The following is a 15,926-nucleotide window of genomic DNA, read 5'->3' as shown; positions in this document are numbered from 1 at the left end:
CTAGATGTTCGCGGCGGGGCTCCCGATCGGGAGGGTCGGCGGCCTGCTGGAAGGCCTGGGATCGCCGTGGCGGCCCGCCCCATCCCGGACGGGGGCGGGCCCCCGAGCCCTGCGAAAGGCTTCTCGCCGTTGGGCTCTCGGCTGGCGGTCCCAGGTCCACCGGCCGCGGAAGGGGTGGGGGACCACCGTCTGGATGCCCTGCCAGCCGCGGCCGCGATGATGGCCAAATCCCGAGGCGCGGTCGGCAGGGCGCCCGTGCGCCGCATTACGGGGGGAACGCGGCGCGCGGGCAGCTCATGTGGAGTGATGCAATACCAGTCAGCGCGAAGCTTGGCTCATGTTGAGATCTTCACGACGCAGGCCGGCCAGGCGAACCACTAGTTGCTCAGCGAGGACAGTGGCGAGCGCGCGGAATGCGTCCAGTGGCACCTGGGCTGTGTGCTCCTCGAGCGGTACGGGTCCGCCGACTCCAGCGATGAAACGCGTGCCGAGGACGGCGTACGGCTCGCAGGCGGCTGCCGAATAGACGGCAGCCGTGTCGTGTAGCTGGGGGCACTGGGTGCTCGCACGGGGGATGCAGTCACGGCAGGTCGGGGGTGCGTTGGTGTATCCCTGCCCCGGCGACGAGGCGTCAGCGGCCAGGAGCCACCAGGTGCGCCCGGTATCCGGGTCTACGGCAGACCGGCCGCAGACCTGGCACAGCCGGTATTCCATGCATCGCCACTGCCGCAGTGTGTGTACTCGGTGGAACTGCGGCCGGCCGTGGCCTCGCGCGATGGCGTGGCGAGCGCGGAGCACGCCGTACACCCAGTCCTCGGGATGCGGGTCGCGGTAAGTGAGGCGGAGGCCGCCGACCTCCGGGTGATGACGGAACGTCAGTGACTGCTGGACCGCCTCGCCTGTCCACGCGATGACGTACGGGTACTGAGCGACCGAGGCGTTCATTCGATCGCCGACCTCGCGCGGCGGAATGAGGAACCACATCACGTGACCGCTTTGCGGGGAATGCCGTGAGCCGAAGTCCTGTATCTGCGATGACAGCGTGGCCCAGATGGAGGACGAGCTTCCGCGGGTCGGTTCCAAAGGTCCTCCCGGGTGGGAGACCTCGACCCTGATCCCGGTGGACTCCGGGATCACACGGATGTGGACACGCTCGAGTTCCGGCGTTGCGCGTACGGCGAGCTCGATGAGCCTGCGTGCGTTTGCCGTGGCCAGCTCGGTGACGGCAGGCGCCATGGTGCTGGTGATCGCACCGACCCAGGCGGCTGCGCCATCGATGGCGTCGAGTGCGCCACCGATGATGGTCCGCACGTAGGGAGCAGACTGCGCACACTGATCACGTACAGACGGGGGGTGCTGCCGCATTTGAGCGCCTCACAGTGCTGGATATCACACCTGGCATCTTGCCCCCCTAGCTTGCGACCGTGATATCCAACCCGTCAAGCTGTTCGCGTGGATGAGGGCACCAGGTATTTGCCGATCGCTGACGCGCTGCGGCGAAAGATCGTCTCCGGAGAGCTTGCCGAGGGTGATCGGCTCCCCAGCACGCCAGAGATCGAGCGCGAGTACAGCGTGAGCAATGGCGTTGCACGCAAGGTGCTGAACACTCTGATTCAGGAAGGCCTGGCGATCGCCAGGACTGGGTCTGGCACCTATGTCCGGAGCCGGCCGCAGCTGGACTACCTCGTCTGCAGTTGGCATCGCAATGCCCACGGCGGCAGTCCCTTCAAGGCTGATATGGAAGGCCGGGGGAGTAGCGGCACCTGGGACTTCGACAGCCGTACCGCCACGGCCTCGTCTGCGGTCCGTGAGCGATTGGCCCTCGAGGAGCCTGAGGGCGACGCGCCCGACGTGATGCAGACCGACTATCTCTATCGACGCGACGGCGCTCCCGCGCAGTTGGCCACAAGTTGGGAGCCGCTTCGGCTCACGCGTGGCACGCCGATCGTTCTGCCCGAGGAAGGCCCGCACGCCGGACTCGGCGTCGTGGAGCGGATGCGTCAGATCGGCATCGAGGTGACGCACTCGGCGGACTACGTTTCCGCCAGGCTGATCACCGCGGAGGAAGCGCGGGCGCTGGCCGCGGCGAAGGGCGACATCGTGCTCGTGCGCTCACGCACGTACTACGCCGATGTTCAGCCCGTGGAGACCGCTGACATCGTCACCCCGGCAGACCGCTATCGGCTGCTGTACGGCACCTCGATGTGGGACGCCCAATGGGAGAGCTGACTATCACGCCTTCGATGAAGTCGAAGCAGGCGGCCTTGGCCTGCGCGCGAGTGGCGAAGTGATGCCGGTCGAGTAACTCGGTCTCCACGGTCGCGAAGAAGCTTTCGGTGACCGCGTTGTCAAAGCAGTCCGCGACCGTCCCGGTGGATGTGCGGATGCCTGCTGACCTGCACCGCTGGCTGAATGACAGCGACATATATTGCTTGGGTTCAAGGGGTTGTCGCAACACTGCTGGTCAGCAGCAACTTTCGATGATCGCTGAAGGCCTCTGCCGGCGTCGTCCACCCGAGGGTCTTTCGGGGTCTGGTGTTGAGTGCGAATGCTACGGCCGCCCACGCAAAACGCTCGGCTGGGATACCCCAGCCGAGCGTCTGGCTAAGCTCCTGGCCGAAGCCAGCTAGATGAGCCGTGTTGCAACGACCCCTGGAATCCGCCTGGCTGTTTGGGGCAGGGGCCTTCACCGGCGACTGAGGCGTTTGCTGCTGGCCTCACGCCTCATCTGTTGGGCTTAACCGATGGCAGCGATTCCTGTTCCCCAACCGGTGGTTTGGATGACATGGCCGGCGTCGAAGCGATTTGTGCTTGTGCTGGCGGTGCCTTGGTAAGCCTTTAGTTCCCCTGCGCTGGTGGTGACATAGATGTCGGAGTAGCCGTCGCCATTGGTGTCCCCGAGGCTCGTGATCTTCGGGTACGTGCTGGGGGAGAAGCTTCCGATCTGGGTGGGGGTATCGGGGAAGGTGACGGTTCCGTCTCCGTTTTCGGTGATCGGGTAGGTGTAGAGAACGCCTGTGCTGTTGCGAGCCCACATGGCTTGAGTAGTACCCGTGGGTGCCTCGGAAGGCGCCATGATCGTGCGCGTATTCCAATCACCGCGTGTGCCGAGCTGAATCGCGGGTGCCATCATTCCTGAGATGGTGGAACCGGGGTAGAGCCATAGGAAGGACCCGCCGCTGGGGACTGGGGAGGTTTCCACGGTAATGATGTCGCCGATGTCGTCACCGGTGATGTCGCCAGTGGCGATGAGCTGCGTGACGTTGCTCCAGTCTCTGTTGTAGTTGGCGCCGCAGACTTCAGTAGGGCAATCAGGATGCTGGATGGCCACAGCCGTGCCCTTATTGAAATAGGGAGATTTCCCGCCGTTGCGGTACAGGAACAAGCCGGCTCCCGCTCCGGCATGGACCCAGAGATCATCCTTGAAGTCTGCGGTGGCGCTCCGGGTGAGGCTGGAGCGGTGGGCCAGTAGCATTCCTGTGCTATTCCAGGAGACTCCACCAGGGCCCTCGGAAGGGAGCGCAGCTGTGACTTTATTGGATACGTCGCCCGTCACCCGCGCCAAAGTAAGGCCGGCGCTAGTGGTGTACAGCAGGTCGGGATGAGTATCGCCGTCGACATCGCCGGGGTGAACCTGAGTGGCGGGATTCTGCGGGACATAGACTGGAAGAGGAAAATAACCGGGGGCCTGGTTATTTGCCTTATCAACGCTTGTGCCGTACAGGTAGTTGGTGCCCCACGTGGGCCACTGGTAGGCGAAGCTGGCTGATGCCGTTCCATTAGCGGTGGTGGCGGTCGCGCTGCCTGTGGTCAGATCGGTCGGGTCGTCTGAGTAGTAAAACTTGGCGATCCCGCTGCTGTTGCTGGCGGTGCCGCCACTTGGGACCGGATCCGTGGCCGACATGGTGATCTTCCCGGTTGAGGCGCTGTAACTCATGGTGGGAAGGGCGGGGGAGGTCAGGTCACGTTTGAAGTAGCAGTGCACCGACGGCCCTGATGTATTGATGCCGTCCCACCCGCGCATGTCCCATCCGTACATGTGCCCGTCTTGGAAGGCAGAGTCGGCAATTGCGCCAGTAGTAGAGGTCCCCCCCGTTCCGGTCACGTAATTGCCGTACGAGGCTGCGACCCCCCAGCCGATAATGTCCGGGGTGGTGTCTTCGCCAGTTAGGCCTTTGTTCCAGATATGAACTTCGGCCCGGACATTCTGATTAGCGCCGTCATCGTCTGCCGCATGACCAGAGAACTTGATTCCGGTGGTTGTCTTACCGATCCAGCCCACGGTGTCGAGGTTGTCGCAAGACTGCCCGTCAGGGTTGCGAGGAGTTGGGGAAACCGCCAATGCGGTGGGGGCGTCTGGCGGGGTGTTGTACTGGACGGTGAGCTTGGCGACGTGGCTGAAACGCTTGAAGGCGTTCTGGTTACTTTCGCTTCCCGTCAGGCGAAAGGTAACGATACCGTCCCCGTCGGCACCGATTGAGCCGGTTACGTCGAAATTAGCGGTCCGATCAGGGCAGCCAGCCGAATGGTTGGCACCGGCCACGGAAGCTGTGTCCGTGGCCGTCCCGACAGCTGGTTGGTTATTCCAGCTGATGGTGCTGGTGATGTGCTGAACGCTGAGCTCGGTAACGGTATAGGCGTTGGAGCAGCTAAAGTCAGCCGCGTAATCGCTGGTCGTTTGGAGGATGCCCGAGTTGATGGTGGCAGTAGATCCCCATGCTGTGGGGATGCTGAACTGGTAATATGCGCGTTCGACACCGGTTGGGGAACTGAATCCTTGGTAGCCGACGCCTAGGTCGTCGCCCGGGTCATCGTAATTGATGACGCTTGGTAGACCTTGTTGGACATAGGCCCAGTGATTGGCAGTCTTCGTGCTGGAGACCCATGTGGGGTCGATGTAGACGGGGAAGTTAGTGTCCTCGCCGGTGAGCAACGTACGGTCGGGTTCTAGCCGTACCTGTCCTGAGGAATCGACGGTCACATCGATCGTGGCAACTTGATCCCCGGGGTCGCGGCCTGATGTGTCCTGGTTTTGATCGCCCTCGGTAGATGCGTCGGCTCGCGCCTGTGGGGCTGCCTTAGCCGTCGCAGTCTGTGAGCTGGAGAATCCCGAACTCGAGGCGCTTGCTGCCGATGAGTCCCACATGAGTGGGGCTGCGGCGTGGAAATCGACCTGTCCGCTCGAGTCTGTCACTGACATGTTCCCGGCAGCGTCGGCGTTGAGCGTGAGCCCGGGGCTGAGGCTGGTGCCGAGAGTCAGTGCGGTCAGAGCGGGATTTTGCGCCGCTTGAGCAGTCTTGACGATGAGGACGTTGGAGAATCCGCCGTATTTGCTCGCGGTGACCTTCAGGTCCACGCCAGGCAGTACCTCGGGGTAGAGAGCGTGATCGCCAGTGACGTTCGGCGTTGGCAGAGCTGTTGGCCACGAGACGGCGAGTTGTTGGCCATCGTTGTCCACCGAGGCAAGCGGTGTGCCGGCACCGCCTCCGGAGAAGGTGACCGTGCTGGGGGTCGCCGTAGTGGAGTAGCTGCCATCACTGTTGCGATGCAACGTGGCGTTGAGAGGGACCCATGTGTTGCCTTGCCGGGTTCGTTCCGGCGCCACGCTGATGGTTCCCTGTAGCGTTCCATCGGGAAGTGCCGTGAGCAGGCTGTGGCTGTCGGTGACTGCGTCGACCGTTACCGATTGGCCGGTTTGAGTGGCTTGGGCGACAGCGGAAGCGATCGCCTGCTCGGTTGGCGTGCCAGTGGTGTCCTCGGCGTGAGCGGGGGGTGCCAAGACTGGCAGGCCGAACAGGCTGACTAGGACTGTGCTGACCGCTGGCAACGCTAGCCGCTGCAGCACGTTGCGTTCTTTCACGAATACCTCACACCCGACCCTTTTTGCCATATAGGCATAAGACGCACATATGCGGCAGGCAACGTAGCGGGTTGCGGCAGCTGACCGCTAGTGCCGCACTACGGGTTTCGCCGTGAACTGCCCGGTCGGGGCCATCGCAAGGATGTTGATCAGCAGGGCGTGACGAGTCAATGACAGTAAGGTCGTGTTGTTAACGGGACATTGACGGCTAATGGGAGCTCCAGGTACGGTCCACGCGAGATGCCGTGATCACGGTGTTTTGTCTGCTTAGAGGGCGGTATGTATGGCTCTGCGTGGCCGGGTGCTGTGGACGTCAGGATGGGCCGCGCTAGTCGCCATCTGGGTTGTGCTCACGCTCGTGTTTCAGGTGGGCGGGGTGGCGCAGGCATCGGTGCCTCATCAGCCGAAACTGTGGTCTCCGGGCTCCTTGCCGCCGCAGCCTTCGACCAAAGGCCGTGACGCTCCGGCGCGACGAATGGTGGAGCGCAAGCGGCCGAACGAGTTCGCTCCTGCTGTCCCGGCCTGGCCGGCAGCTGCGTCTGGCGAGGTCGAACTCGCCACACCGGCTTTGCTCTCTCCGTTGATTGCTCCGCAGCCCACGCCCTTGATTGCGCAGGCCGGAGCCGGGATGAGTGGCGCGCATGAAGCAGGCGTCCCACTGTGGGTGGCGTCGGCAGGCATTTTGACGGCTGGGGTCGCGAACAGCGCCGTGAAGGCATCGCGTGCGACGCGGCAGGATGTAAACGCTGTCGCAGCTGCTCCGACGCCGTCCCGCGTGCGAATGGCAGTGACAAGCCGGACTGTCGCCCATAAGGCTGGCGTGGACGGGCTGCTCGTTTCCTTGCAGCGCACGGATGGCATGGCTGCGGCACGGGTATCCGTCCGTCTCGACTATTCGGCCATCCGTGATGCGTTCGGCGGCGATTACGCTTCACGGCTGCATCTGGTGTCCTTGCCTGCATGCGTGCTGACCACTCCGGAGGTGGACGCATGCCGAGCACAGACGCCGGTCACCGCCTCTGCGAACCTGGTTGGCGAGGATGCATTGGTTGCAGATGTGACGCTGCCCAAGGCGACTCCTTCAGCGGAAGTTCAGGCGGCTCAGAGCCAGGAGGCCCAAGGTACCGCCGGTGTGCTGGTGCTGGCGGCCGCTGCGGGAGACTCGGGTGGCGCTGGTACGTATGCGGCGACGTCGCTGAATCCAGCCGGCAAATGGGGTGCAGGCGGTAACACTGGGTCGTTCACGTACTCCTATCCTGTGGCGGTTCCGCCGTCTGTGGGTGGAGGCGCCCCTGCAGTGAAGTTGGCGTACAACTCAGCCAATGTCGATGGGCGTACGTCGGCCACGAATAACCAGGCCTCCTGGGTGGGTGACGGGTGGGAGTACACCCCCGGTTTCATCGAACGCTCCTACAGAGCCTGTGCCAATGACGGGGAGGAGCAGGCCAACGGGGACATGTGCTGGGCAGGCGACAATGCCTCGCTGTCCCTCAATGGCTCGAACAGCGAGCTCGTACCCATTGGTACACACACGGATGGGGTCTATTCGTCCTGGCGGCTGGCCGAGGACAACGGCTCGCGTATCGACGAGCTGACGGGTGCCGCAAACGGTGTCGACAGCGGCACGTACTGGCGAGTTACCACCAGAGACGGGACCCAGTACTTCTTCGGCGCCTACCATCTGCCGGACTCAGCGGGAGGCGACGGTACTGATGCCTCGACGTACTCGGCATGGGATATGCCGGTGTACGGCAACGACGCTGGCGAGCCCTGCCACGAGGCGACGCTGGCCGCATCGACCTGTGCGCAGGGATGGCGGTGGAACCTCGACTTCGTCGTGGATCCGCACAAGAACCTGACCGTCTACACCTACAGCAAGGAACGGAACTACTACGCCGCTGGTTCGGACCACACGCTGACCGCGTATGTCCGTGGCGGCTATCCAACGAAGATCGCTTACGGATGGCAGGTTGCAGACTACGTCGCCAAGACCGTGACCAACTCTCCGGCCAAGGTGACGTTCACGGTCGCAGAGCGGTGCGACGGGAAGAGCAGCTTTGACTGCTCGACAGCATTGAGTTCATCCACCGCGTCACACTGGCCGGACGTCCCTTATGACTTGAACTGCGCCTCTACCGGGACATGCACTACGTACGCGCCCAGTTTCTGGTCGACGAAGCGGCTGACCACTATCGCTACAAGTGTGTGGGACACGTCTCTGACCACGGCCGCCTATCGGACGGTCGACACCTATGCCCTTGCCAACCAAAGCTTTCCCGACCCGGGCGACGGCTCGAAGCCCGCGATGTGGCTCCAGGGAATCACGCACACCGGTAACGACACCGGAGGAGGCGGCTCGGCAGCGAGCGTGCCGCAAATCAAGTTCACCGGGACCGCGCAGCTGCCTAACCGGGTCGAAGGACTGGTTCCGGCGTTGCCTCCGATCAACCGGCTGCGTTTGCAGGCGTTGACCACCGAAACCGGATCGCAAATCACCGTCACCTACAACACGCCGTCGTGTTCTCGGTCGAACCCGCCCTCTGAAGACGACAACGGCGCGCTCGTCACGGGCCTCTGCTACCCCGTGCGTTGGACGCCGCCCAATTTCACGGACCCCATCCTGGACTGGTTCTACAAGTACACTGTTGCTGAGGTGGACCAGTCCGACCAGGTGAACACCGCATCGACCCCGTTGATCACCACTTACCAATACGTCGGCAAGTCAGCTTGGCACCGCGACGACAACGAACTCACCGTTTCAAAGAACCGAACGTGGGGGGAATTCCGCGGTTTCGGTGAGGTGATCACCCGAAGTGGGCGTGCGCCGGACCCGGTTACGCAATCCCACACTTTCTATCTGCGAGGTATGGCCGGCGACCTGAAAGCCGATGGGTCAACCAAGTCCGACCCGGTGACGAACACAATGGGCGAGACGGTTCCCGACGATGATGCGTTCGCTGGGTTCGTCTACCAGACCGTCACTGACTCCGGGAGCGGTGGCAGCGCCCGCACGCAAACCTTCCAAACGCCGTGGAAGTCCCCGGCCACCGCTGCGCACAACCGGGCATTTGGCCTGCCCGACCAGATCGCGCGCTTCACTGGCACCTCCACCACACGCAGCCGTGACTTGCTGTCGTCAGGCAAATGGCGAACCGTTCAGACACATTCGACGTTCGACGAGGCAACGGGGCTGGTGACCAGCGTCGACGACAAGGGCGAGGTAGACGACTCTGGCGACCCCGTCGGCGGTTCGACCACCCCACGGTCATGCACCCTGACCAGCTACGCGTCGGACACGGACCGGAACATGGTGGGGTTCCCCGCGGAGACGACCACAGTTGCTGGCGACTGCTCGACCCCGGCCGACGCCACCCACACGCTTGCCCAGTCGCGCACCTTCTACGGCACTACCACGCTGGGCCAGATCGCTGCGACGAATGCCGGAGACGTGACCGCCACCCAGGCGGTTCACGACTATTCCGGACCGACGGCGCGATGGACCACTGCCACCAAGACCGTCTATGACACCTACGGCCGAGTTACTTCCAACACGGATGCGATGGGCCGTACGACGGGAACGGCGTATAACCCCGTCGGCAGCAAGTACCTGCCCACCTCAACGGTGACGACCAACCCCAAAACCTGGACTGCCACTAACGTCCTCGATGTCGCTCGTTCGCTGCCCATCAAGACCACTGACGTGAATGGTCTGATCGTCACGCTCACCTACGACGGTTTGGGCCGATTGACCAACGTGTGGCTGCCCAACCGGCCCGCCACCCAGAGCGCCAGCATGCGATTCACGTACAGCGTTTCAGCGTCGGCGCCATCGACCGTGAAGACGGAAACACTTCACGATGGCGACATCTACACAGTCGACTACAAGATTTACGACTCCCTTCTCCGCGTGCGACAAGAACAGTCGACTCCGCCCGACGGCGGAAGCGCACGCGTGATCAGCGACACACGCTATGACAGCGCCGGCCGGACAATCCTGACCTCTGCCGGTTACCACAACAGCGCTTCTGCTCCGACCGGGGCGTTCTTCACCGCAGTCGACTCAACCGTGCCCCAGCAATCACGGACCATCTACGACGGAATGGGTCGAGCGGTCTCGCAGGCCACCTACAGCAACGCGAACCTGCAATGGGCCACCACGATCAGCTATCCCGGCATGGAACGCGCAGATGTCACTCCGCCCAGCGGCGGCACAGCCACCACGACAATCACCGATGGCCGCGGAAAGCGGACCGAGCTGTGGCAGTACCACGGGGGGACCCCCGTCGGGGACACGGACGTTACGACCTACCACTACGACGCGCTTGGACGGTCGGTGGGTGTGACAGATGCCAAGAACAACGTCTGGGCCACCAGCTACGACCAACTCGGCAACGCGGTATCGAGCACAGACCCTGATACAGGGGGCACATCCTCGTCCTACGACGACATCGGGGAACTGCTAACCACCACCGACAATCGCGGGCAAACGCTCTCATACGTGTACGACAACCTTGGCCGGAAGACCGAGCAGCATGACGGTCCTACCACCGGGCCGAAGCTCGCCGCCTGGACCTATGACGCCGCCACCCTCGGCAAGGGACTCCCGTCCTCCTCGATTGCCTTTAACAGCAGTGGTGCGACCCGTTACACGTCTTCCATTGCCGGCTACACCAACCTCGGCAAACCCAAAGACACAACGATCACCATCCCCGCGAGTGCGGCTAAAAACACTGCCGCCATCACCTACAAGACCACGAACACCTACACCACCAACTCCCAATTGCTGTACACCAGCAAAATTGAAGAGACAGGTGCCGGCAGTCTGTTGCCGACAGAGACCGTCGGATACGCCTACAACCTCACAGGGCTCCCGGTCGCCTCAGGCGGAACGAACACCTACGTCGCCTGGATGGACTACACACATCTGGGCCAGCCGATGCGCGCCACCATGGGAGTGGTGCCGAGCCAAGTCGCGCAGACGTACACCTACGATGCCTTCAACCGGGTGGCTGGCTATAACTTCGACCGGCAGAACGGGACGAGTTCGGTAGACAACGTCTCCTACACCCGCAACGCCGCCGGCCAGATCACGTCGATCGCTGACATCCAAGGTGGAAGCAGCAGCACCACTACAGACCGACAGTGCTACCGGTACGACTACCTGGGCCGACTCACCGACGCGTGGACCGACACCGGCGGCGTCATCACCAGCCCGTCACCGACGATTCCCGGCATCGGAGGCTGCACCCACACCACGCCGGCAGCGGCCAACCTTGGAGGACCTGCACCCTACTGGCAGTCCTACGCCTACGACCTGATCGGTAACCGCACCAGCCGTACCGACCACAGCATCACCGGCAACTCGGCCCAGGATGTTGTCACTGCAGAGGAGTACGACCTTCCCGGCGACCCCGATAAGTCCCCTCACGCGGTAAGAGGAGTCACCGTCGGGACGGGGCCTGAGGCCTCCTACAGCTACGACCCTGCTGGCAACCTGGTTGGCGTCACGAACGATGACAGCAGCAAAGATCGGCAGATCACCTGGGGTAAGACCGGAAAGATCGACACGTTAAAGACCGGACCTTCGGCTGCGCCTACTCACACCGCCGGCTATATCTATGACCCGGACGGCAACCTGCTTGCACGGACCGATGACGCGACCACCACACTCTTCCTCGGTGGAGATCAACTCACTATTAGTGGTGGGACAGCCAGCCAAGCCGTCCGCTACTACACCTTCCCTGGCGCTCCAACCGTTGTTCGAAAAGCAACCTCTAGCGCGAGTAGTGCCCTCAGCTATCAAGCCAACAACGTGCAGGGCACTGCCACCACGGAAGTGACCAGCACCCTCGCCACCACCACTCGCCGCAATTACTCTCCGTTTGGAGAACTCAGAGGAACTGCGCCGACATGGACTGGCGGGCTCGGGTTTGTCGGAGGAACCAAGGACACCATCACTGGGCTGACCAACCTTGGTGCTCGCGAATACGATCCCAGCCTTGGTCGCTTCATCAGTGTCGATCCACTCTTCGATACTTCTGATCCCCAATCGTGGAACGGGTACGCCTACGCCAACAACAGCCCCATCACGAACAGCGACCCGTCGGGCCTCCGACTTTGCCAAGACAGCTGTGCTCCCGGTGAGGACTGGGTCGACGACCGCGGCGGTTACCACGAGGGCACCGGAAGCAACAACGGTGGAAATAACACCGCTTCCAATTCCGGATCAGGTGGCGGTTCGAGCTCTTCAGGGTCAAGCCACGGTGGCAGTTCGACCTGTGGCGCCGGATGCAAGGTCGGTGGCGGTGCCAGTGACGCCCTGAATGGATTCGACTGGGGTTTTTGGGACACTCTCGGAATCATCGGCAAGCCCGTTGTCGCGCTCGCCGAATGGGACCTGGACTCCACCACGTGGGAAGACTGGGGCAAATGGCAGTACGGCGAACGTAGAGATAATTTCTGGTCCGGCGTAGGCAGCGGCACTTTCATCGCCGCCACGGCTGTTCCCACCGGTGGCGAGTCAGCGATCGTCAGAGGATCGTCCGCAACCGGACGAGCTGTTGAGGATATGGCTGCCGGCGGCGGCGGCCATGGAATACCTTGCAGTTTTACACCCAGCACGCTAGTTCTCATGGCAGATGGGAAAACAAAGCCGATCGCAGACATTAACGTGGGCGATCATGTCGAAGCTGCCGACCCCGACACCGGACACCACCAAGGCCCCCATACCGTCACCGCCACCATCGTCAACCACGACTACGACCTGATCGATCTTGACGTCCGCCAAGCCGATGGCCGTGTAACCACCGTTCACACAACATCGAAGCATCCCTTCTGGGACGACACTCAGCACGCCTGGATTCCCGCAGGCCAGCTCACCCCGGGAGATTCCCTCAACACGGCCGCTGACCAGCACGTCGTTGTAGCAAGGGTCAAGGTCCACCCCGGCGACCGTGACATGTACAACCTGACAGTCGCCGAGCTCCACACGTACTATGTGCTCGCAGACGCCACACCGGTCCTCGTCCACAACTGCGACGAGTTCATAGACTTCGCGCATGGGACGACGACGGCACATGCGGAGAACATCGCGGCAAACGGTTTGAACTCCGCTGCAGCGAAGGCCGCTTCGAATGGCGGTAAAGTCGCCCAGCCTGGGAGGTTCTTCACTTACCGGGTCTCGGGAGGCGGCGACCCCAACCTGAGCACGGCCGCTCAATGGGGAGTCACAAGGAACGGCGGGGCCAGGGACGGTGCGTCGGTTGTCATCACTCGCATGTGTAAGTGCACCTACGATCGACTTGTCCAAGAAGGGCACATCACTACCCGGGTGACAGGCGAGGGTATGCCTGAAGAGACTATCTTCGGGCCAGGGGCTCTGTCCCACCTCGAGGTGCTTACCCACTTCCCCCTCTAGGAAGTTCATTCGGAAGGCGGATAGGAGATAATAATGAGCTTCGACTGGGCGAAGGCAGCGTCCATAAGAATGAACGTTGTGTCCTGGCCGCATTCCGACCATATCGGAGCGGGTCGTGAACGAGCGGCATGGGAACTTAGGACCCTCGATGAAGTTTCCACCCAAGAATTGATGAGAGGTGTAGATCTCCTATCTGTGCAGACTTCGGAAGCCGTTATGCAGGTCCGATTCAAGGCTTCCAGGCCCGCGAGTTTGACGATGATCTGCGAGTACGACAGTGCGCTTCCGGAGCCGATGCGCATCGGCGCTGCCTCTGTTACCTGGCGTTCCATCGACGAACGGATCGCCAGGCTCTGGTTGATCGGCTCGGTTCCCAGAGTCCGCTATCCGGAGTTCATGCGTCAAAGGCGCGACCTTCTCCACCCCCTCCCAGCAAACCTTCAGCTGCATTGGCTGGCCTTGTCCCTGGTGCGTCTTGAGCCGTTGATGGCCACGTTGGCGGGGCGAACGAGTGGCTTTCGAAGTCTGGCGGAAATGTTTTCGCGGGCAGGGGGCGAGCGTGACGTTCTGCTGGCTGTTGCGGACGCTATTTCTGGTATCGAATACGTTGCTGGCACGCCCTCGGCTGGCGGCATACCGTCTATGCCTAAAAGGGCCGATTTGGCAGGCTTGCTTCTTGAGGTCGGCACCCTGCTTGAAGATTCATTGAGTAGGCTAGACGTTAATTCCGTTGCAGCTTGTACGGAGCGAGTATTCGAGACTTTCTTCCTGTTTGATGATCAGTATGGCCAACAAGTGGGAAGTAGGCTCGCCAAACTGGAGGACCATGCGTGGTGGCGGGACGTTCGCCTGCTTAATGATCGGGGCGACGGCGCTCTTGCTGCAACGGCCATGGAGGCAATGTCCTGCGCTGAGATTGTCTACTCAACCTGTATTGAGGCCGACCTCAGAGGGCAGTGAGCCCTTTTCGTCCTCCTTCGCGGGTGTGAAGGACGTGAATGGCTTTAACGATATGATCTGCTCGTTTGAGGCAGCAGCGAGGCTTGCGCAGGATCTGCCGGCTCTTCAGTTGCGCATTCGCCCGCTCGCGCGGGGTGTGCTGGCAGAGGCGCGGCGTCGTAAAATGAGTACGGCTATCGCGTAATCCTTCGTGATTGCGAGTCAAGATCGAAGGAGAAGAAAGCGATGGCTGTGAACGACAGTGTGGACCCTGATGCGTGGTTTGCGAGGCAGATCGAGGTCGGGAATCCGGAATCTGTTGCGATCCATGGTGAAGACCGAGGATGTCCCGACGTTTGTAGTCATCGAAGAGACCAGCTTCCGCGATCCATGCGATTCCCCCGCCGGCACGCTTCCTCCTCGTCGCCAGGTCGTGTAGATAGGCAGGGACACTGTCGAGGCAATCCGCGTCGTGCCGACCTTGTCGTCGGTGGCGCGGAGCCGCTGAGCTCGGTGCTCCTGAAGCCAAAGAAACCCGTGCGCGCCTCACCGCCATTCTAGTATTCAGCCTTATTTCGTGATGTTTTAGCCAGCGTCGCCAGTAGTGGCTGTTGGGGGCGCGGGGTTGATGGTCGCGTCGGTGGGTTGACCAGGCCAGCGCGAACTCGAGAGCGCGTGCGGCGGGGGCGATCACGTGTGCCAGGAGACGGCGGACTTCTGCTGGTGTGAGGCGGACCAGGCCGCTTGGGCTTTTGGGGCATGTGCGGCGGTGACGGCGAGGTAGGCGTGGGCGAGCATCGCGAGGGTGATGTGGCGATGCCAGGCGTCGAACCGGCGGACCTGGTAGTGGTCCAGGCCGGTCTCGTTCTTGGCGGTCTGGAAGCTTTCCTCGATTGCCCAGCGGGCTCCCGTCACGCGGACGAGGTCGCGGGAATGCGGCAAGCTCTCGGAGGACGGACTGGAGGATTAGGGCTTTGTGGAAATCATACTCACACGGCTTATCGGATCCTTATGATGATCGCGGTCAGTGGTCTTCTTTGGCCCCATCTAAATTTGGAGACACAGATTAACGGTAGGACGGTGACCAGTGGATCGCTCAATGATCCGCATACTCCTATCGAGCTGTCAACGGTTCGACCCGGCGATTACTGGCCATAGGAATAACTGGAATCGCGATGCTACAAGTTTTGCGTGGAGACTCGACTACGGAGATGGAACTATCCGGAACTCGCTCGGAACTGCGGGCTCTTAGCCGCTCGTTGCGAAATGAGCAAGGAGGGTGCGGTTTTTTTGAGAATCGTGCACCCTTCCCATATAGTCGATCGCTGTCCGGGCTAGAATTCCGGGAGACGTCAGAGGATGTGGTCTGTATTGCGGCAGATGGTCCGTCCCTGAAGATTCACGGAGGAAGAATGGCGCTCGACCTCCTTGCTGAAAACATCGAAGGGTTCGCATCGGAAGCCGATCATTCGGACCATCTTCATATCGAATACTTTCCGGGACATGATTATCTGTCACAGGACTCGGAACCGTTAGTTATCGCAATCTATGGAGATTGAATGCGACTCATTTCAAAAAATAGGCGCTGTCTGTTTTTTTGGCTATGAGGAATTCGGGATATAGGGCTTCGTGGGACTTAAGTCTGGCGAAGTCCTACCCGCACATTAAGTGGCAGTCTGACGTATTGGACGCTCCCAATATCGATGCGCT

The 15,926-nt window shown here is 61.8% G+C and carries 7 protein-coding genes and 1 pseudogene; 4 read left to right on the top strand and 4 right to left on the bottom strand.

All coding sequences use genetic code 11. The features are described 5' to 3' along the window. Positions 1-318: 318 nt before the first annotated feature. Positions 319-1,311 carry a hypothetical protein gene (locus Psi02_RS35855; protein ID WP_203980311.1) on the bottom strand — a complete coding sequence of 331 codons (993 nt, stop codon included), beginning with the start codon at positions 1,309-1,311 and terminating at the stop codon, positions 319-321. 141 nt (positions 1,312-1,452) lie between these two features. On the opposite strand from Psi02_RS35855, the gene Psi02_RS35850 reads away from it, so the two are divergent. Then, the gene (locus Psi02_RS35850) at positions 1,453-2,229 is read left to right on the top strand and encodes a GntR family transcriptional regulator (protein ID WP_239095442.1); all 777 of its coding nucleotides are present in this window, start codon (positions 1,453-1,455) and stop codon (positions 2,227-2,229) included. Here the strand turns inward: Psi02_RS35850 and Psi02_RS41255 are convergent. Next, the gene (locus Psi02_RS41255) at positions 2,162-2,425 is read right to left on the bottom strand and encodes an integrase core domain-containing protein (RefSeq protein WP_203980310.1); all 264 of its coding nucleotides are present in this window, start codon (positions 2,423-2,425) and stop codon (positions 2,162-2,164) included. The two genes, Psi02_RS35850 and Psi02_RS41255, sit on opposite strands and share 68 nt — an antisense overlap. Positions 2,426-2,737: 312 nt before the next feature. Further along, on the bottom strand, positions 2,738-5,860 hold the full coding sequence (locus Psi02_RS35840) for a hypothetical protein (protein WP_203980309.1): 3,123 nt from the start codon (positions 5,858-5,860) through the stop codon (positions 2,738-2,740). Between the two features lie 283 nt (positions 5,861-6,143). Between Psi02_RS35840 and Psi02_RS35835 the strand changes: the two genes are divergently transcribed. Together Psi02_RS35835 and Psi02_RS35830 are read left to right on the top strand one after the other, a co-directional pair. Next, complete coding sequence (locus Psi02_RS35835; RefSeq protein ID WP_203980308.1) at positions 6,144-13,277, top strand: polymorphic toxin-type HINT domain-containing protein; 7,134 nt, start codon at positions 6,144-6,146, stop codon at positions 13,275-13,277. Between the two features lie 33 nt (positions 13,278-13,310). Then, the gene (locus Psi02_RS35830; protein WP_203980307.1) at positions 13,311-14,237 is read left to right on the top strand and encodes a hypothetical protein; all 927 of its coding nucleotides are present in this window, start codon (positions 13,311-13,313) and stop codon (positions 14,235-14,237) included. A 669-nt stretch (positions 14,238-14,906) separates the two neighbouring features. Here the strand turns inward: Psi02_RS35830 and Psi02_RS35825 are convergent. Further along, a pseudogene (locus Psi02_RS35825) lies at positions 14,907-15,146 on the bottom strand (IS701 family transposase); the annotation flags it as partial. 245 nt (positions 15,147-15,391) lie between these two features. Between Psi02_RS35825 and Psi02_RS41330 the strand changes: the two are divergent. Further along, positions 15,392-15,775, top strand: a complete 384-nt coding sequence (locus Psi02_RS41330) for an Imm32 family immunity protein (RefSeq protein WP_444544198.1) — start codon at positions 15,392-15,394, stop codon at positions 15,773-15,775. Positions 15,776-15,926: the final 151 nt, after the last annotated feature.

Source organism: Planotetraspora silvatica (assembly GCF_016863315.1).
Taxonomy (GTDB): domain Bacteria; phylum Actinomycetota; class Actinomycetes; order Streptosporangiales; family Streptosporangiaceae; genus Planotetraspora; species Planotetraspora silvatica.
This window is presented reverse-complemented; position numbering and strand designations above follow the sequence as displayed.